Source organism: Shewanella vaxholmensis (genome assembly GCF_031932135.1).
GTDB classification, from domain to species: Bacteria; Pseudomonadota; Gammaproteobacteria; order Enterobacterales; family Shewanellaceae; genus Shewanella; species Shewanella hafniensis.
The window spans coordinates 23,904-42,697 of record NZ_JAUOEV010000014.1 but is presented as its reverse complement, the minus strand read 5'-3'; the positions used below and the strand labels follow the sequence as shown (position 1 = coordinate 42,697).

Annotated in this window: 14 protein-coding genes; 12 read left to right on the top strand and 2 right to left on the bottom strand. The window is 45.2% G+C overall.

The window, feature by feature from the left end; all coding sequences use genetic code 11:
• Window positions 1–45: 45 nt before the first annotated feature.
• Together Q4Q46_RS13110 and Q4Q46_RS13105 are read left to right on the top strand one after the other, a co-directional pair.
• A complete protein-coding gene (locus tag Q4Q46_RS13110; RefSeq protein WP_311906163.1) occupies window positions 46–1,671 on the top strand; it encodes a phosphoethanolamine transferase in 1,626 nt (541 codons plus the stop codon).
• A gap of 307 nt (window positions 1,672–1,978) precedes the next feature.
• Window positions 1,979–3,007, top strand: coding sequence for a GGDEF domain-containing protein (locus Q4Q46_RS13105; protein ID WP_311891325.1), 1,029 nt, complete (start codon window positions 1,979–1,981; stop codon window positions 3,005–3,007).
• Window positions 3,008–3,294: 287 nt separating this feature from the next.
• On the opposite strand, the gene Q4Q46_RS13100 is transcribed toward Q4Q46_RS13105, so the two are convergent.
• Window positions 3,295–6,000, bottom strand: a complete 2,706-nt coding sequence (locus Q4Q46_RS13100; protein WP_311906162.1) for a GNAT family N-acetyltransferase — start codon at window positions 5,998–6,000, stop codon at window positions 3,295–3,297.
• A 277-nt stretch (window positions 6,001–6,277) separates the two neighbouring features.
• Here Q4Q46_RS13100 and Q4Q46_RS13095 point away from each other — a divergent pair, with 277 nt between their 5' ends.
• Genes Q4Q46_RS13095 through Q4Q46_RS13050 form a run of 10 tightly spaced genes read left to right on the top strand, consistent with a single transcriptional unit; the run spans window position 6,278 to window position 17,012 of the window.
• A complete protein-coding gene (locus tag Q4Q46_RS13095; RefSeq protein ID WP_311906161.1) occupies window positions 6,278–7,420 on the top strand; it encodes a methyl-accepting chemotaxis protein in 1,143 nt (380 codons plus the stop codon).
• A gap of 14 nt (window positions 7,421–7,434) precedes the next feature.
• On the top strand, window positions 7,435–7,725 hold the full coding sequence (locus Q4Q46_RS13090) for an STAS domain-containing protein (protein WP_011846801.1): 291 nt from the start codon (window positions 7,435–7,437) through the stop codon (window positions 7,723–7,725).
• 2 nt (window positions 7,726–7,727) lie between these two features.
• Complete coding sequence (locus tag Q4Q46_RS13085; RefSeq protein ID WP_311906160.1) at window positions 7,728–9,419, top strand: SpoIIE family protein phosphatase; 1,692 nt, start codon at window positions 7,728–7,730, stop codon at window positions 9,417–9,419.
• A gap of 3 nt (window positions 9,420–9,422) precedes the next feature.
• Window positions 9,423–9,788, top strand: coding sequence for a response regulator (locus Q4Q46_RS13080; RefSeq protein ID WP_311906159.1), 366 nt, complete (start codon window positions 9,423–9,425; stop codon window positions 9,786–9,788).
• Window positions 9,789–9,805: 17 nt separating this feature from the next.
• A complete protein-coding gene (locus tag Q4Q46_RS13075) occupies window positions 9,806–12,004 on the top strand; it encodes a chemotaxis protein CheA (RefSeq protein ID WP_311906158.1) in 2,199 nt (732 codons plus the stop codon).
• 10 nt (window positions 12,005–12,014) lie between these two features.
• Window positions 12,015–12,527, top strand: coding sequence for a chemotaxis protein CheW (locus tag Q4Q46_RS13070; protein ID WP_311906157.1), 513 nt, complete (start codon window positions 12,015–12,017; stop codon window positions 12,525–12,527).
• Between the two features lie 5 nt (window positions 12,528–12,532).
• Window positions 12,533–14,506, top strand: a complete 1,974-nt coding sequence (locus tag Q4Q46_RS13065) for a methyl-accepting chemotaxis protein (RefSeq protein WP_311906156.1) — start codon at window positions 12,533–12,535, stop codon at window positions 14,504–14,506.
• Window positions 14,507–15,352, top strand: coding sequence for a CheR family methyltransferase (locus Q4Q46_RS13060; RefSeq protein WP_311906155.1), 846 nt, complete (start codon window positions 14,507–14,509; stop codon window positions 15,350–15,352). It abuts the gene before it with no gap.
• Complete coding sequence (gene cheD / locus Q4Q46_RS13055) at window positions 15,339–15,959, top strand: chemoreceptor glutamine deamidase CheD (protein WP_311906154.1); 621 nt, start codon at window positions 15,339–15,341, stop codon at window positions 15,957–15,959. The genes Q4Q46_RS13060 and cheD overlap by 14 nt, the downstream gene beginning before the upstream one ends.
• A 3-nt stretch (window positions 15,960–15,962) precedes the next feature.
• Window positions 15,963–17,012, top strand: a complete 1,050-nt coding sequence (locus Q4Q46_RS13050) for a protein-glutamate methylesterase/protein-glutamine glutaminase (RefSeq protein ID WP_311906153.1) — start codon at window positions 15,963–15,965, stop codon at window positions 17,010–17,012.
• A 100-nt stretch (window positions 17,013–17,112) separates the two neighbouring features.
• Here the strand turns inward: Q4Q46_RS13050 and Q4Q46_RS13045 are convergent, their stop codons facing one another.
• Window positions 17,113–18,753 carry a diguanylate cyclase gene (locus tag Q4Q46_RS13045; RefSeq protein ID WP_311906152.1) on the bottom strand — a complete coding sequence of 547 codons (1,641 nt, stop codon included), beginning with the start codon at window positions 18,751–18,753 and terminating at the stop codon, window positions 17,113–17,115.
• Window positions 18,754–18,794 lie beyond the last annotated feature (41 nt).

Here is an 18,794-nt window from a genome sequence, read left to right as displayed (position 1 = left end):
TGTAAGTTAGTCTCGGCATACAACTAATTTGAGTGAGAGCTATCAGTGCTAGCAAGATTTAAGACTCTATCGGTGAATCGATTCACTTTTATCACAGCGTTATTTTACGTTTGTATTTTCAATATCCCACTATTTGGCATCATTAAAAAAGGCATCGAAAAACAACCGGATGTCGATCCAATCTTCATCGCTACTATGCCGTTGTTTTTAGCCTTTGCCCTCAGTTTTGTGTTTTCCTTATTTACGGTGAAGTACCTCGTTAAGCCGTTTTTCATCATACTTACCTTGTTGTCATCGAGTGTGTTCTTCGCCGCCTATCAATACAATGTCGTGTTTGATTACGGCATGATAGAAAACACCTTTCAAACCAATCATGCTGAAGCGCTGATGTATGTGAATTTTGCTTCGATAATGAATATGGTACTGACAGGGATTTTACCTGCGTATCTTATCTATAAGGCCGATATTCAGTACCAGCCTTTCTTCAAAGAGTTACTGCATAAAGTGCTGTTTATGCTGGCGATGTTGGCGGGACTCGGCATTATTGCTTTCTTTTATTTCCAAGATTATGCCGCCTTTGGCCGCAACAACGACGAGCTAAAACGTTATATAGTGCCGACGTACTATATTGGCGCTGCGTCTAAGTACATTAATGTGCATTACTTACAAACACCGATGGAATATCAGCAGCTTGGCCTCGATGCTAAGAATGTCAGTACTAATCCTAATGGTAAACCTAACTTGCTAGTGCTTGTGGTCGGTGAAACCGCGCGTTCGATGAGTTATCAGTATTATGGTTATGACAAGCCAACCAACGCCCATACCCAAGATCAAGGCTTGATTGTCTTTAAAGATACCCATTCATGTGGCACGGCAACCGCTGTCTCCCTGCCTTGTATGTTTTCACGCATGGGACGGGAAGATTATGATTCTCGCCGCGCCTATGCCCAAGATACTGCGGTTGATGTGTTGAACCATGGCGGAATTAAAGTGAAGTGGTTTGACAATGACTCTGGTTGTAAAGGCGTGTGCGACCAAGTTGAAAACATTACGATTGATTTGAACAGCGATCCTGAGTTGTGTACTGGCCAATATTGTTTTGACCAAGTGTTACTCAACAAATTAGATGAAACCTTGTCCACTGCAGAACGTAAAGATACCGTGATTGTGTTGCATGTGATTGGTAGCCATGGACCAACGTATTTCTTACGTTATCCACCTGAGCACCGTAAGTTCACACCGGATTGTCAGCGTAGCGATATTCAAAACTGTAGCCAAGATGAACTGATTAACACCTACGACAACACCATTTTATATACTGACTACATCATCAGCGAAGTAGTGAAAAAGTTACAAAATCAGCAAGATAAATTTGATCCAGCCATGTTGTATCTCAGTGATCACGGCGAATCGTTAGGTGAGAAGGGCATGTATTTACATGGCGCTCCTTATAGCATTGCGCCAATCGAACAGACGAGTATTCCTATGCTTGCTTGGGTATCTGAAGATTTCAGTAAAGATAACCACTTAGACATGGCCTGTTTAGCAGATCACGCGGCGAAGGGCGGTTTCTCCCATGACAATTTATTCGACAGTCTTTTAGGCCTAATGAATGTCAAGACCGAGGTATATCAGCCTAAGTTAGATATCTTTGCCAGTTGCCGAGGTTAATCAACCCATTAACTCATCAATATTGAGTCGCGAGCATTATCGTGCGACTCAATGTTATCTTGTGACTCAATGCTATCTTGTGACTCAATGCTATCTTGCTACTAAGTCTGATCGACTGACCCCAAGTTATTGAGTGATACCTCGTTAGTTTGGTGTCGTCAATTCAAGTTCTAACTTAAAAGGGGATGGCAACATCCTCTTTTCTTTTGTCGCCTATCATAATAATTGATTTCCCCCATATCCAAATCGAAGCACTTGAGTTAACTTAATGCATACAAAAACATAACAAGTCTATGGTTCGCGATTTATGCCTTCTACTGCAGAAAATAAAGAGCTTGATTCTGCCGCGCAAATTTTGCGTTTGGCCGTACCGCAAATGTCTGTCCTCGATATCCCAGTCACACCTGAAAACTACACTGTTTGGTATGAATATTTTGCAGGGACAAATCTCGATTTAAACCGTGCGATTGATGGCTTTCTGGCAAATTCAGTCTCTTTTACTAAGGAGGTCAATACCAGCCTGTATAAGAACTTTATTCAAGAGCAGTCACCTGAAGTGATTGAAAATGTGCAGATTGAAACGCAAATCCTGATCAATAGTTTGTTAAGTAAAATTAGCCAACTGAGTCAAGGTACCGCAGCGTTTTCAGGTTCATTAGCTGAGTTTGGTTTGCGCCTACAGACAAATCCCGACATTAATACTTTAAATGAGCTGGTTGATGGTGTGGTCGATGAAATGCAGATGCTGCTCATCAACAACCGTGAGATGGAGCAAAGCCTGTGCACCATGGGCCAAGAAGTGCAAAATCTTAAATCGGAAATGGAAAACCTGAGTCTGGCGGCGATGACGGACCAATTAACCTCGCTGCACAATCGCCGTGCCTATGAACTGAGTATTCAAGATCAAATCTACCTTTCCCAAGATCATCAAACCCGTTGCAGCCTTTTACTGATCGATATCGATAACTTTAAAGCCTTTAACGACACTTATGGCCATTTAACCGGCGATAAAGTGTTAGCCTATGTCGCATTAGCCTTAAAACAATGTGTGCGAGGGGATGACTTTGTGGCGCGCTATGGCGGCGAAGAGTTTGTGGTGGTGTTGCCTAACACTCATTTTCACGATGCATTACAAGTGGCTGAAAATCTTCGGGAACGTATCTCTGAGCGCCGCTTAACCATAGGAAAAGACAAAAAACTTTCCCTTGGCGCCATTACTGTTTCGATTGGCCTTGCTTCATTGCAGCAAGGCGACGATGCCGAAACTCTATTTAGTCGCGCCGATAAGGCCCTGTATCAAGCCAAGTCCGAAGGCCGTAACTGCGTCAGGGGATAAAATAGATAGGGTTTAAATAGATAGGGTATAAATAGATAGGTGATTTTCGGCTGAGTTTTGCTGGTTCAGTCACCATAAACAGCTTTATTTTGCTGCGTTTATTCAGCCAACGGTGCACAGCCTTGGCTCATTACCAATACACTTCTCAAGCATCTGACATTTTAAGTGATTAATCGATAAGAGTCAGTTGCATAAAAATTGAACTTTGTGGTTGTACTGTGGATTCCAGCAGAGATGATAACAAAACGCCGCAAATCATTGCGGCGTTTTTGTTAGTCAGGAAAAGGCTATTTATCAGTGGGAGACTTTAAATCCATATGCATTTTGATCAAATGCTCCTCCATATCGAAGGTCACCTTAAAACCAAGACTCTTGGCAAGGCTAGCCATATTCCGATTCTCGAACATGGTAAAGCCGGTGAGCACGGGCGTATCATTGGCTTGATAATACTTAATCAGTTTTTCGAGCAACAATTTACCTAAACCTATACCTTGATGATCGCCGCGCACAGCCATGGCAAATTCGGCCTCAGTATTGTCGGGGTCGATAGACGCCCGTACCGCACCTAAGGTGATGTCATCGCCATCTGGGCCTTTGGCCGTGGCGATAAAAGCCATCTCACGGGCGTAATCGATTTGGGTTAATACCGCCATTTCTTCATGGGTCATTTTAGAGCGCACCCCGAAATAGCGTTTGTATCTGTCTTCATCGGAGAGCGAATTATCAAAAGCCAAATGCTTGGGTTCATCTTCGGGCAGAATCGGCCTTAGCATTACCTTAAGGCCATTTTTAAGCTCGGCAACTTCTTCTAATTCCTTCGGATACGGCATGATGGCCATCCGTGATGAACTGTCGGCATTGGCATCGTGCAAACGGATATTCACATCGAGCAGCGTAATGTTTTCACCCGCGGCTAATACCGGGTTTAAATCCAAAGAGGCGATTTCGGGGCAATCGATAATGATGTGGGATATTTGCGTTAGCATCACGCACAGGGCATTCATGTCTAAACCGAGCGGTAAATGCCTGTCCTTCAACTTATGCGTCTTTAACGCTTGGATCACCATGTAACGCGCCAGTGCCATATTCAGTGGCGGCAGGGCAACGGCGGCGTCATTAGTTGGATCCCATTCTGAGCCACCTTCACCCAAACAAATCGCTGGACCAAAGACGGGATCGCTTATCACGGCCACGCGGATTTCCTGAGCGCCAGCGGTCAATGCCATTTTTTGCACTATCATACCTTCGATAATGGCTTCAGGATTGGCCTGATGCACCCTTTGGGTAATGGCACTCGCGGCGTGGCGGATATCTTCGGCTGAAGTTAAATTGAGCATCACCCCGTGCACATCGGACTTATGCAAGATGTTCGGGGATTGCACTTTTAGCGCTAAGGGATAGCCCGCTTCATTCGCAATGGCCACCGCTTCATCGGCATCTTTCACAAACCAAGTGTCTATGGTGTTAAGCCCATAGGCGCGCAAAATAGGGCTGGCCTCATGGGTTTCGAGCACTGATTTTCCTTTCGCTTGAGCCGCTTGCAATAATTTACGCGCCGTGTGGCTATCTGTCGGAATATTGTCGGGGATCGATTGCGGTACTTCTTGCAGCAGTTTTTGGTTACGGCGGTATTCAACCATATGCATAAACGCACCCACGGCGCCTTCGGGCGTACGATAGGTGGATATGCCGCCCTTAGTGAAGCGTTTTCGTGCCTGATAGGCTGAGTCTTCGCCGCTCCAGTTGGTCAAAATATTAAGGCGATTCTTTTTCGGATGCGCATGGATCACGCTAATCAAGGCATCGGCGATTTCAACGCTTTCACCCAGCGCCGAAGGGGAGTGCAATACCAAAATGGCATCCAGCTCATTGGAATCCATCAAGATAGTCAAGGCTTTAGCATATCGCGACGCGTTTGCATCACCAATGATATCGATAGGGTTTTGCCTTGACCAAGTATTAGGTAACACGGCTTCTAATTTGGCTATGGTGTCATCTGATAACTCAGCCAATTTACCGCCGCGCATAATGAGTTCATCTACCGCTAACACTGCGGGGCCGCCACCATTACTAATTATGCCTAAGCGTTCACCTTGCAGGGGATTGGAATGCGCAAGGCTTTCAACCGCGGCAAACAGTTCAATTAAGTCGTTAACCCGCAGCATACCGGCGCGGCGAAATGCGGCTTCATATACAGCATCATTACCGCCAACACCGCCCGTATGTAATTTTGCGGCGCGGGCCCCTTCGGCGCTGCGGCCAGATTTGATCACTAAAATCGGTTTATTGCGTGAAGCGGCTCGAGCGGCTGAGAGAAAATGGCGTTTCTCATTCACAGAATCGATATAAAGCATGATGGCACTGGTGCGACTGTCGCGGCCAAGGTAATCGAGCAGTTCGTCAAAGTTAATGTCGGTGGCATCACCTAGCGAGATAAAGGATGAAAAACCAATGCCTTTGTTATTGGCCCAATCGAGTACCGTTGTACAAATGGCGGCCGATTGAGACACAAAGGCAATTTTACCGGGTAGGGCGCTGGCGTGGGCTAAACTGGCGTTTAATCCTAATGGTGGCAGCAACATCCCTAAGCTGTTTGGCCCCAGAATGCGCATCCCATAACGTTTGGCATTTTGCATGGTCAGGTTGAGCAGACTCACGCCGTCTTCGTTAACTTCCTGCGCCATGCCCGACGCCATAATTATCGCAACTTTACAACCAAATTGCGCCAGGGTTTCAACGATGGCGGGCACACGGCAGGCGCGGGTACAAATAACCGCTAAATCGGGTTTGATGGGCAAAGATTCGATATTGGGATAGGCAAGCACGCCCATTACTGCCCGATATTTTGGGGTGACAGGCATGATAGGACCCGAAAAACCACTGGAGAGCAGGTTTTTCATCAGCACATTACCCGCACGCTTTTCGGTATTCGAAGCGCCGATAATGGCTACGGAAGTCGGTTTAAATAAGGAGTGTAATGTACGTTGACTCATAAGCGATTCCATCCCAATCAATGACGCTTCCAGTGTAACCTAGGGTATGAGTACTGCCCAGTTTAAGTTTCGGGTTCGATTAAGGTAAGTTTATTAGCAAATCATGAATTTACAGCCATTTACTGAGAATCTGAGCCCAATTCTGTGGATTTATCCTGTGATAACTGCATTTTCCGCATTGCGACACGTAACAATGTGAAAAATTTCACTTTCATGTTTGAAAATTGCTTAGTACCAAACTACTTTTTAATCACTGTACAATTATTGTGAAATCCATATGACATACAAGGATGGGGTCGTTGCGTTACTTGCGGCAGGCGTTGGATATTTACTGGGTTTAATCACTTTATTGGCTATCGGGCCGATTATATCCGTGTTGATTATGTTGCTTTGGCAATTTTATCAGCACAAGCAAATGCAATCAGTCCAACTGCATGATGATAAGTCCTCAGACACCCAACTTGCCACCGACTGGCAAGCCCACATCAGTCTGTATCAAGAAACGATCACCACACTCAACAGTTGTGAATCTAACATTGACAGCGTACTTGCGGTGCAGGGCGATGCAGTTAATTTACTGGGCGAGTCGTTCGATGGCTTAGGGCGATTAATGACGGAGCAAACTGGGTTTATTTCAGCGCTTGTCCAAAGCACTGATGATGCAGAGCTATTCCATTCAGACCAAATGAAGCAATTCGCCAATAATACCTCTCTGACCTTAGAGCGCTTTATCCAATCCACCATTGAAATGTCGGCATCTACTATGGAGTTGTTGGAAAAAGTCAATCTCATCTATGAGTCTATGCCCCAAGCAATGAAAGCCTTACAGGATATAGACCGGATTTCTTCCCAGACCAATTTACTCGCCTTAAATGCGGCCATTGAAGCGGCGCGGGCGGGTGATGCAGGCAGGGGATTTGCAGTGGTGGCCGATGAGGTGCGGGCTTTATCTACCCGCAGTGCTGGTTTTAGTGAAGGTATTCAAAAGCAGCTTAAATCGATTCAAGTTCAGATTGAGCAATTAACCGTACACGTGAGTAAAGTTGCCGCACAAGATATGACCTATATTATTGATGCAAAAAAGGATATCGATACTGCACTAAGGCAGATTATCGTCAAAGCAGAGAAGGATTCTCAAGTGATTGCACGCATAGATTCATCAGCACATGAACTCGAACAAGCTATCTCAGATACGATCCGTGGCTTGCAGTTCAGTGATATCACCTCCCAAAGCCTGATTTACACCAATCAATCCTTAAGTCATTTAAAAGAGTCCCTCAATCGCGTCGCCAACATGTCGCAACAGGAGTTTGGTATTGACGGCGATGATATCACGACACAAATGAGTCGCCGGCGTCAGGAGACGCACAATCCCGTATCAAGGGATCAAATTACCTGTGGTGAAATTGAACTCTTTTAAATAGGGATATCATAATGTCGAATATTCAAACGATTCCATTGCCAGAACGCTTTGATTTCTATTATCACAAAACATTTACGTACAGTTATCAAAGCATCATAAAACTGGAAGGTATTAATCATATTATTCTCGATTTTAGCCGAGTGCTTTATTTGGATAGTTCTGCTTTAGGTATGATGGTATTACTACATCGTAAGGCACAGGAGCTACATATTTCGACCTCTATTAAAGGTGCACATGGTCAAGCCGAGGAAATACTCAATATTGCTAACATGCAGAAACTCTACATTATAGAGAATTGCTAGTCATGAAATCATTAATAGCAAAGAAGAACTATATATTAGTCATCGATGACGATGTCATAATGAGCCAGACAATTAGTGACTTTATTCATGAGAAAGGTTACCACGTCATTGTCTGTAATAATCTTGAGGAAGCATTCTCAGAATTGTCACAATATAAGATTGACCTTGTACTGATTAACTTTTGGCAGCCAGATGGTACAGCTCTAATTTTACTTGAACATTTAAATGAAGAAAAAATAACAACTCCAGTCATAGTGATCAGCAATACTAAGGAACATCAATCCGTATTAGAATGTTTTCGAATGGGCGTATTAGATTTTGTTGTTAAGCCGATTAATCTTGAGATATTTTGGTATAAAGTCGAGTGCTTATTAACTCGGGTTAAGTTACAGCATGAAGTTAAGTTACAAAGAATTGAACTTGAAAAAATGCTGTATGAGAAAGCCAGAGAAGAAAAAATGGCTAGGAACTTATTCGAGCACTTAGTCAATATTGATAATACCCAATTCGAGTTTGTTCGTACTTTCTGCCAGGCAAGTGCCAATTTTAGTGGTGATATTATCCTTAATGGTATGGCCCCCAATGGCAATTTCTTCCTAATTCTAGCCGACTCTACAGGTCATGGCCTGAGTGCGGCCATGCCCATTATGCGTGTTGCGAGCACATTTAGAGCTATGGTTTCAAAGGGGTTTTCTTTAATTACACTGATCTACGAGTTGAATGCCAAGGTTCACCGTGAAAATCCAGAAGACAGATTTGTTGCCTGTATTATTTTGGAAGCCGATTTTAATCGTAATAAATTACACATTTGGAATGGCGGTATGCCTCCTCTGTATATTCAGTCCAATGAGTGCGACAACTTATCCCATAACGCGATTGAACAATTTAAATCAACCAATATGGCGCTGGGTATATTGCCGCCACACACTTTTATTGCTGATGTTTTCACCGTTGATTTACCGCTTAATGGACATGCTTGTTTATTTAGTGATGGCTTAATTGAGCAATACACCCGTGAGGAGCGCCCATTTGGTATCGATAAATTAAAAGAGCTGTTTATTAATCTATCCGGTGGGCTTACCCATTATTTAAATGAAAGCATGCATGAATACTGCTCTACTGAAAATATTGCAGATGACATTACTATTTGCACCTTAGATTTTGAGAAACTAAGCAGTTGGCATCAAAGCAGAGACGTCAGTCGAGCACAATCTATTATGGATGGCGAGTTTCACTGGGATGTCAGTATTGCCGGTCCTATGTTGCTGAGCGCTGACTATTTAAGCTCGTTAAATCAATTTTTAAGCATATTTGGTTTTGCCACTCATTTTTGTCAACGGGTTTTTACTGTGGTCGCAGAGTTATTTAGCAACGCGATTGACCATGGTGTACTAAAATTAGATTCTCGGCTAAAAAACGATCCAGAAGGCTTTGAATTGTACCATAGTATTAGGGAGAGCTTTGCTGACAGACTTACATTAAATGATTGGGTGAAAGTGAGTATTATCTGGTGCTCATCGCAAAATGAGTTACATATAAGTGTGAGTGACAGTGGGAAGGGTTTTGCGGGTGATGAAAACATCATTGCAGACATTCCTCAATTGTCTGGTCGTGGTCTATCACTGGTGAAAACATTATCTAAGACCTACGAATTAGTATCACCAGGAAATATAACGAAAGTCATAATGGAATAGCGCATGAGTAAAAAAATATTAGTGGTTGATGATTCCGCTGCGATTCGACAAATGGTCGAAGCGACCCTTAAATCGGCTAGCTACCAAGTGGTACTGGCAAAAGATGGTCGTGAAGCTCTCGATATCTGTAACGGGCAAAGATTTGATTTTATTCTGACTGACCAGAATATGCCGCGAATGGATGGGCTGACCTTAATTAAATCCTTACGTGCTATGTCGGCATTTATGCGCACTCCGATCATTATGCTCACGACGGAAGCGGGCGATGACATGAAGGCGCAAGGAAAAGCGGCAGGTGCAACTGGGTGGATGGTAAAACCCTTTGATCCTCAAAAGCTGTTGGCTATTACGGCTAAAGTGCTGGGTTAACTGCAACGGGGTGCGCTATGTCCATCAATATGGCCGAATTCCATCAGGTCTTTTTTGAAGAAAGTCATGAACATCTTGAAAATATGGAACAATTGCTATTGGCATTGGACCTGGCTTCTCCCGATCCTGAAGAACTGAACACTATTTTCCGTGCCGCCCACTCGATTAAAGGCGGCAGCGGTATTTTTGGTTTTACCGCACTCACCAGTGTCACTCATGTTATGGAAAACCTGCTGGATAAAACGCGCAAGGGTAACTTCCAGCTCACCTCATCCACCATCGATTTACTGCTGAGTACCGTTGATACTTTATCCCATATATTGAGTCTGTATCGCGAAGAAGATCCTATTGATTGGCAAGAAGTCGAGTACAGCAAAAGCCAATTAGTCGCAGCGTTAAATGGCGAAGCTTTTAGCTCCTCGGTTGCAGTACGCAATGGCACTGATACTGTGAATCCTTCAATCACGCCAAACGTTAAAGCCGTGCCCGTGGAAACAGAGGAGTCACAGGATTTTGGATTTTTCGAAGATGAAATGGCTCGCGATATCGCTATTGAAGGTGAATACTTTGGCTTTTTTGATGAGGCTTTTCAAGCCGAAGAAATCAGCGCACAAAGTGTCATAAATGATGTCAGCAATGCTGAGAAAGCGGCAGACCCACTTGGTGTCATAGCTGACGATGATGAATTAGGCTTTGGTTTTTTTGAGGCATTAACCCCCGAATCCTTCGCCAATGAAATCGAGTTATTGAGCTCAAAGCCTGTGGCACCTCAGGTTGCTGAACCCGTCACCCCACGAGCCAATCAAGCTAAAGTCATCGCAGATAGTAGCCAAACTAAACGCGGCATATTTAAAGAGAAGGATAAAGAGAGCGCAACTAACTCTAAAGCGTCCTCTGCTGTCAGTGTTCCCACCAGTGCTTCTGTCAATCCTAGCTCGCTTGCAGCACCTTCTTCAAATGCAACAAGTCCAAATACGGCATTCAGTTCATCCGCTATTTCCCAAAATACGCCCCAAGAAGTGAAAGCTGCGACTAAGAAACCTGCTGCGTCGGCCCAGGATGCTACTTTAAGGGTCGAAACCTCCAAAATAGATACCCTGGTCAATTTAGCGGGCGAGCTGGTGATCACTCAGTCCATGCTAACGCTAATTGGCAATGAAATGACGGGCGATTTAGGCGAGCGGCTGAAGACGGCACTCAATGAGTTGGAACGCAATACACGTGAGATGCAGGAAGCCGTTATGTCGGTACGTATGCTGCCAGTCTCATTTGTATTCAACCGATTCAATCGTTTAGTGAGAGATCTTTCTGAGCAACTGGGTAAACATGTCAATCTCGTTATTGAAGGTGGCAACACAGAAATTGATAAGGGCATGATTGAAAAGCTTGTCGATCCGTTGACCCATTTAGTACGCAACAGTTTAGATCACGGTATCGAAAAACCTGAAATACGGCTCGCAGCGGGTAAATCAGAAGCAGGCGTATTATCCCTAAAAGCCAGCCAAAGGGGCGGCAATATTGTTATCGCAGTGCATGATAATGGCGCGGGGTTAAACCGAGAACGCATTATTCAAAAAGCGCGGGAAAATGGTTTGCAAGTGGCTGATAACAGTAGCGACAAGCAAGTTTGGCAATTGATTTTTGCAGCAGGATTTTCAACCGCGCTTGAAGTCACTGATGTATCTGGCCGCGGTGTCGGTATGGATGTGGTGCGTCGGAATATCGAAGCCTTAGGTGGACGCATTGATATTGAGTCGGTTGAGGGCCAAGGTTCAACCTTTGAAATTCAATTGCCACTCACGCTCGCCATTGTAGATGGTATGAGTGTGTCTGTTGGCAATCAGATCTATATTTTGCCTTTAGTGCACATCATAGAATCCATTCAGCCACAAACGGAACAACTTAAATTTCTCGCTAAAGAACGGCTCTTAAAAGTACGTGAAGAGTACTTACCTCTACTTAATCTTTATCAACTGATGGAGATTGAGCCCAATGCGAAGAGCCCAGAAGAAGGCATAGTGGTATTGCTGGAAAGTAACCACAAGCGCTTTGGCCTGTGCGTTGATGCCTTAGTTGGCCAGCAGCAAGTGGTGATTAAAAGTCTTGAAAAACATTATCGTAGGATCCCCGGTGTTTCCGGCGCCACCATTATGGGCGATGGTAGCGTCGCGTTGATCCTCGATGTCGAATCGCTCGCATTGCACATTAAAAATTAAGGAAATAGCCATGGAGAGTCGATCAACTATGACCGCCAAAGTGGAATACAGCACCCATGACGAGGTGGAGTTTTTGAGTTTTATGCTCGGTGAAGAGCACTATGCCCTCGACATTATGTCTGTGAAAGAAATCCGCGGTTATGAGTCAGTCACCAAAATTGCCAACGCCCCCAGCTTTATAAAAGGCGTGATTAATCTACGCGGTGACATAGTGCCCATAGTGGATTTACGGATGAAATTTGCTGTTGGAGCAGTCACATATAACGAATTCACTATCGTCATTATGCTCAACGTATTCGAGCGTATTGTCGGCATAGTGGTCGATGCCGTCTCCGATGTGATTAAGCTATCAGCGGAGGAAATCTTACCCGCCCCAGAATTTGGAGTGGCGTTCGATAGCCGCTACCTTAAAGGCTTAGCCACGGTCGAGGATAAGATGATCATTTTAGTAAATATTCAGGCTCTGATCAGCAGTGATGAGCTGGGTCTAATTGATGCAAATAGTCTGACTGATCAGGAGTAACAATAATGAGTATCTTCAAATTTTTTGGCAATGATGAAGCGCGTGAACAAAGGGATGAAGAGCGTCAGCGCTATTTTCAGCTACTCGATAATAGTGGCAATAGCTTCATGATTGCTGACAGTCAGCGCAATATCATCTATGCGAATAAAGCCGTTGTCCGTTTGCTGCAAGAGGCCGAGGACGATATTCGTAAAGAGTTACCCCAATTTTCGGTCGCTAAACTGATCGGCAGTAATATTGATATTTTCCACAAAAATCCAGCGCATCAACGAAATCTATTAGAACGTTTGACTCAGTCCCATACTGCACAAATCACCATTGGCAAGCGTACCTTTAGGTTGATTCTGACGCCAATTATCACGGCTGAAAATAAACACTTAGGCACAGGTGTTGAGTGGATAGATCGCACCGAAAGTATCGAAGCTGAACGAGCAACTCAACGCATTCTTGAAGCGCTCAATAATACCAGTACCAACGTTATGATAGCCGATGCTAACCGTACGATCATTTATATGAATCGCTCGGTCGAAACTATGCTACGCCATTCTGAAAGTGAGATCCGTCAAGCCTTACCGCACTTTTCCGTGGATAAAATCCTCGGTAGTTCGATGGATATCTTCCACCGCAATCCTGCCCACCAGGCGAGTTTACTCGATAAATTAGACCGCAAATATGAATCGCTGATTAAGGTCGCTAGCTGCCATTTCCGTTTAACCGCTAGCCCCATAGTGTCTAAAGAAGGCGAGCGTTTAGGGACTGTGGTTGAATGGCTCGACCGCACTATTGAAGTGCAAACTGAGCAAGAAATTTCCCGCATTGTGACCGCAGCAGCAGCGGGAGATTTCTCCCAAAGGGCGGACACAGACGGCAAACAGGGCTTCTTCCTGATGCTGGCGAACAACTTAAATTCGCTAATTGAAACCTCGGACCGTGGGCTACAAGATGTGGCGCGCGTGCTAATGGCGCTCGCGGATGGCGATCTCACCACCCGCATTTATAACGACTATGAAGGCACCTTTAATGATTTGAAAAATTACTCAAATCAAACGGCTGAAAAGCTATCCTTCATGATCCAAGATATCCAGCGAGCGGCGGATACCATCAATACCGCCTCGGCAGAAATAGCCCAAGGCAACGCCGATTTATCCAGCCGCACCGAAGAGCAAGCTTCGAGCCTAGAGCAAACCTCGGCCAGCATGGAGGAGCTCACAGGTACAGTGAAACTCAATGCAGATAACGCCAGTCAAGCCAATGCCTTAGCCTCCAAAGCTTCGGAAGTCGCGGTGGACGGTGGTGAACTTATCCAGCAAGTGGTACAGACCATGGCATCGATTAATGAATCGGCGCGTAAGATTGCCGACATCATTGGTGTTATCGATGGTATTGCATTCCAAACCAATATCTTAGCGCTTAATGCCGCCGTTGAAGCCGCGCGGGCGGGAGAACAAGGGCGCGGCTTTGCTGTGGTCGCATCAGAAGTGCGCAGCTTAGCCCAACGTTCGGCCAATGCCGCTAAAGATATCAAGGCATTGATCTCAGATTCCGTGTCCAAAATCGAGAGCGGCAACAGCCTCGTCGGTAAGTCCGGTGATACCATGAAGGAAATCGTCATCGCCATTAAACGGGTGAACGACATCATGGCGGAGATAGCCTCAGCTTCCAATGAACAAGCACTTGGCATCGATGAGATCAGCAAAGCTGTGGTGCAAATGGATGAAATGACCCAGCAAAATGCTGCCTTGGTTGAAGAAGCGGCCGCTGCTGCTGAAAGCATGCAATCTCAAGCGCAACAATTATCAGACAGTGTTGCCAGCTTCCGCGTAGATGACGATGAACAGCCGCATGTTGTTCAGCCCACAAAGAAGAAAAAGCTCACGGCAAACACCACCTCGCTGACGGTTGCTCGTATGCCCGTTAAAGCAAAAATGCCCATGTCAAAATTGAAAAAAGTGGATCATGATGAATGGGAAGAATTTTAATTGAGCGAGCTTAAATCGTTGGAGCGGGAGTTTGCCTATACCACGGCGCATTTTAATACCGCGCGGACGACGCTGTATCGGTTTTCAGGTATTAAACTTGCCGATAGCAAGGATGCTATGGTGTACAGCCGTTTAGTGCGGCGGATCCGGACACTGAAATTGTCCGGTTTTTCAGCGTACTTTGACTATCTGCTCGCACAGGAAAGTGAACACCAAGAATTTATTAACGCATTAACCACCAATCAGACGGCATTTTTTAGGGAGCCACATCATTTCGAGATTCTCAGGAAGTACTTATTGGAACATCCTGATACGAAAAGAATTTGGTGCGCAGCCAGTAGTACGGGTGAAGAGCCTTATTCGATAGCTATGGTAGTGGCTGAACACTTTGGCAACTTTAATACCCCCATTGAGATCATTGCCTCCGATATCGATAGTGGCGTACTGCATAAAGCCGAACAAGGTATTTATCCCCTAGAAAGAATTGAAGCGATCAGTGAGATACGTAAAAAACGATTCTTCCATCGAGGAAAAGGAGCTCAGTTTGGTAATGCCAGAGTTGTGCCAGAGCTAAGGCAGATGATCCAGTTTACCCGCATCAATTTACTCGACTCATTTTGGCCGTTAAATACGCCAATCGATGTGATTTTTTGCCGAAATGTGATGATTTATTTTGATAAAGAAACCCAGGAAGTCATTTTAAAGCACATGATGAACTCCCTGAGTGAGGATGGACTTTATATTGCGGGACATTCGGAAAATTTTAATATGTTTCCGCAGATTATAACGGCGGTTGGACAGACCACTTATCGAGCAGCGAAAGGGAGTTCGAGTGCTAAAACCTAATATCGAATATGCCGTTACAGAACCGAATCGCTACCATGATAGTCATTTTGGTTGCGATGCGGTGAAGATCTTACCCGGCGAATATTTTGCCACCCGTGAAAATACCATGATAGTGACAGTGCTTGGCTCCTGCGTGTCAGTGTGCTTGTATGATCCTAAGCTCAAAATCGGCGGGATGAATCACTTTTTATTACCAAGCGATAACAGTAATAGCACTGGGGTGCTCGCCGACTCTGCCCGCTACGGTGTGTATGCAATGGAACTGTTATTAAATGACTTACTAAAACTCGGTGCACGTCGAAGCGCAATTGAGGCAAAGGTATTTGGTGGCGGCAACATGTTGCAAGGTTTTACACTGCATAACATTGGTGAGCGCAATGCTGAGTTTGTAATTGAATATCTTAATACGGAAAATATCCCGATTATTGCCGCCGATTTACTCGATGTGTATCCACGTAAGGTGTATTTCTTTCCCCATACGGGCAAAGTGAAAGTGCGCAAAATTAAGACCATGCACAACAGCACCATTCTTGACCGGGAAAGTGAATACCGCTTACGGGTTCGTAATCTCCCCACGGGCGGCGACGTTGAACTATTTGGTGATTAAGTTATGACGATCAAAGTGCTCGTTGTTGACGATTCCGCGCTGATGCGCAGCCTGCTCGGTAAAATGATTGAGGCTGATCCTGAGTTGTCTCTGGTTGGGCAAGCTGCCGATGCCTATGAGGCCAAGGATATGGTGAATCAATTTCGCCCCGATGTGATTACCTTAGATATCGAAATGCCCAAAGTGGATGGCTTAACCTTTCTGGACCGCTTGATGAAAGCCAGACCCACAGCGGTAGTGATGATTTCTTCGTTAACCGAGCAGGGCGCTGATGCGACCTTTAATGCCTTGGCCTTAGGCGCGGTGGATTTTATCCCTAAACCCAAATTAGATTCTCCCCAAGGTATCCATGATTATCAGGATTTGATTTTAGATAAGATCAAATCTGCCGCGAAAGCCAACATCATCAAGCCGCAGAAATTTGTTGAGCCAGTTCGGCCAGTGTCGAGTAAGCGGCCGGTATTGGCCAATACAACCCTAACCCAGCATCTAGTTGCGATAGGCGCCTCTACAGGCGGCACCGAAGCCATTTTGTATGTGTTACAGCATTTACCTGCGGCTATGCCACCGATAGTAATCACCCAACATATGCCAGCGGGTTTTACCCGCACTTTTGCCGAACGCTTAAATCGACTGTCACGGATCACTGTTAAAGAAGCGGAGCACGGTGAGCGACTCTTACCCAGTTATGCCTATGTTGCCCCTGGCGATCATCACCTTGAGATCATCAAAGTGGGCGGCAGCTACAAAGTGAAATTAACCCAAGATGAAAAGGTCAGTGGCCACAGGCCGTCGGTCGATGTGATGTTTAATGCACTGGCCCAATGCGCCGCGCCTAATATCAGCGCTATGATATTAACCGGCATGGGCAAAGATGGCGCCGAAGGTATGGTGGCGCTGCATCAAAAAGGCGTCACCACCTTTGCCCAAGATGAACAAAGTTGTGTGGTATTTGGTATGCCAAGGGAAGCGATAAAGTGCCGCGCGGTGGATTATGTGGTGGAGTTGTCGCAGATGCCGAGCAAGCTTATCAACCATTTAAGCTCACTGTGATTGCTGCTTTTAACGTGCTTTAAAAGTAATCATCAATATGGCGGTGAGCCAAACGAATGACATTACGGCCAGACTCATGCACCGGATGAGTGAATGGCGTTCAATCCTGCTCACTTGGTGAAAACACTAATTGATTTCGGCCTAAACGTTTCGCCTCGTATAAGTGCTTATCCGCCAGTAACAGACAATCTTGAAACTCCTCACATTCGTCCGAGAACACTAAACCGCCGCTGAGCGTCACCTTAAACTCGACGCCATCTTCGACAAAGACGATATGGCTAAAGCTCTCGCGGATTGCATTTAACTTAGCGATCGCCAGTGGTTTTTGCATATCTGGCAGCACTAACATAAATTCCTCGCCGCCATAGCGACCGGTAAAGTCAGTTTGCCGTAAGGACTGTTGTAGAAGATGGGCAAAGGCCAGCAACACCTTATCACCGCCGGCATGGCCATAGGTGTCGTTCACTTTTTTGAAGTGATCTAAATCGAACATGGCGATACAAACCTGAGAGTTAATTCGCCTCGCCACGTTATAGCAGCGCCTCGCGGCAACCAGAATCTGGGTATGGTTTAACAATCCTGTTAAGCTGTCGCGGCTTGCCGAACTGCGAATATCATGGCCACGTTGGGCGCGTGATATCACTTGCGCGACAAATAAGCTCGGCGCAGTTTGCTTTGAAATTAAGTCATCTGATCCCGCTTGTATGATGCTGACTTTATTCTGCATCGTATCGTCAGAGCTCAACACGAGAATTGGGCTAGAGGTGTATTTATCCAGTTGGCGTATCATCTTTGCCAGTTCAAGCCCGTTCACCTCAGGCATGTATAAATCAAAGATGAACAAATCAGGCTCAAACTGCTCAAGGGCAGGCAAAACTTGCTCGGCGCTCGATAACCCTTTCACCATCAAACCGTGACTGCGTAACAGGCTTGAAAAATAATCCACCATAGACTGTTGATCATCCACCAGTAACACCTTCAAGGGCTGCTTCTCTGACATCTTGAGAGATTGATGGATTTTGCGCACCAATAAAGTGGTTTCCGCAGGTTTGACAAAATATTCGCTGACATTGGCACGAATGGCCAGCAACCGCATGTCAAAATCCCCGCGCGAGGATAAAACAAACACTCGGGTATTGTTCTTTTCAAACTCAGTGGCGGCTTCGAACAAGGCCTCTTCAGTCCAATCGGGGAGAATTAAATCCAATAGAATAAGATCGAAGGGCGTTTCATTTTGCACCACCAGAAAGCTCGTGAAATTCAAAAAATGCTGCACACTAAAACCGAACTCTCGCAGTTGCTTTGTGATCATCGCGCCAACATTACCATCGTCTTCTATGATGGCAATATGATGATCATGCCGCGCCTTAGCAGGTTTATAGGGGCTTTGCTGCATTTGCGCCTCTACCACAGGCGGCGACGGTTGACCGCGCATATTGTTTTGCAACAACTGGTGGAAGAGGGTATCTAAGCCTTTGATAGTAGGAAGTTCGGGAGCTGGCGCATTGAGCAACCCTTTAAGCTGCAACTCAAGTTTATCGACTATGTGTTTGGTATCCGACAATCCAAAGGTCTCGCTCGATCCTTTTAAGTTATGCACCTCACGATACACAGCCGACAACATGTGTGTATTCCAATTTTTACGCAATGAAATCCACAGGGTAATGATTTGTTTCTTTTTATCCGGCAGTGCATGTAAAAACTGTCGTTTAAGTTGCTCTAACGAATCTTCAAAACTCATAGGCAATAGATATCCTAAATGATTGAGCCATAGGCCTTTAT

Coding starts and splice junctions, on each gene's coding strand:
- Q4Q46_RS13105 (WP_311891325.1), top strand. CDS start 1,979: ATGCCTTCTACTGCAGAAAATAAAGAGCTTGATTCTGCCGCGCAAATT.
- Q4Q46_RS13100 (WP_311906162.1), bottom strand. CDS start 6,000: ATGAGTCAACGTACATTACACTCCTTATTTAAACCGACTTCCGTAGCC.
- Q4Q46_RS13095 (WP_311906161.1), top strand. CDS start 6,278: ATGACATACAAGGATGGGGTCGTTGCGTTACTTGCGGCAGGCGTTGGA.
- Q4Q46_RS13090 (WP_011846801.1), top strand. CDS start 7,435: ATGTCGAATATTCAAACGATTCCATTGCCAGAACGCTTTGATTTCTAT.
- Q4Q46_RS13085 (WP_311906160.1), top strand. CDS start 7,728: ATGAAATCATTAATAGCAAAGAAGAACTATATATTAGTCATCGATGAC.
- Q4Q46_RS13080 (WP_311906159.1), top strand. CDS start 9,423: ATGAGTAAAAAAATATTAGTGGTTGATGATTCCGCTGCGATTCGACAA.
- Q4Q46_RS13075 (WP_311906158.1), top strand. CDS start 9,806: ATGTCCATCAATATGGCCGAATTCCATCAGGTCTTTTTTGAAGAAAGT.
- Q4Q46_RS13070 (WP_311906157.1), top strand. CDS start 12,015: ATGGAGAGTCGATCAACTATGACCGCCAAAGTGGAATACAGCACCCAT.
- Q4Q46_RS13065 (WP_311906156.1), top strand. CDS start 12,533: ATGAGTATCTTCAAATTTTTTGGCAATGATGAAGCGCGTGAACAAAGG.
- Q4Q46_RS13050 (WP_311906153.1), top strand. CDS start 15,963: ATGACGATCAAAGTGCTCGTTGTTGACGATTCCGCGCTGATGCGCAGC.
- Q4Q46_RS13045 (WP_311906152.1), bottom strand. CDS start 18,753: ATGAGTTTTGAAGATTCGTTAGAGCAACTTAAACGACAGTTTTTACAT.